Annotated in this window: 1 protein-coding gene; it reads right to left on the bottom strand. The window is 40.4% G+C overall.

Annotated features, from left to right (window positions below; translation table 11 throughout):
• Positions 1-255, bottom strand: a 255-nt coding sequence (locus AAEY88_RS14580) for an SDR family NAD(P)-dependent oxidoreductase (RefSeq protein ID WP_350563541.1), incomplete at both ends; no start/stop codon positions are given.

The following is a 255-nucleotide window of genomic DNA, read 5'->3' as shown; positions in this document are numbered from 1 at the left end:
GCTTCCCGCCCTGCTAAAAACACACCGGTCAGGTTTACATCAATCACGGATTGAAATTGCTCAAGAGACATTTTTTTTACCACTTTACCGTCTTTAGCCTTTATAAACATGCCGTCGCGTAAAATACCGGCGTTGTTTATAAGCACCCCAATGTAACCAAAATCGCTGTTAATGGTATTAAATACGTTTTCTACTTCGCTCTCATTTGTTACGTTTGCGGCATAACCTTTTATATTGCTAGTTACACCCTCAAGC

Origin of the sequence: Psychrobacter sp. CAL346-MNA-CIBAN-0220, assembly GCF_040309805.1 — a bacterium.
GTDB lineage: Bacteria > Pseudomonadota > Gammaproteobacteria > Pseudomonadales > Moraxellaceae > Psychrobacter.
This window is presented reverse-complemented; position numbering and strand designations above follow the sequence as displayed.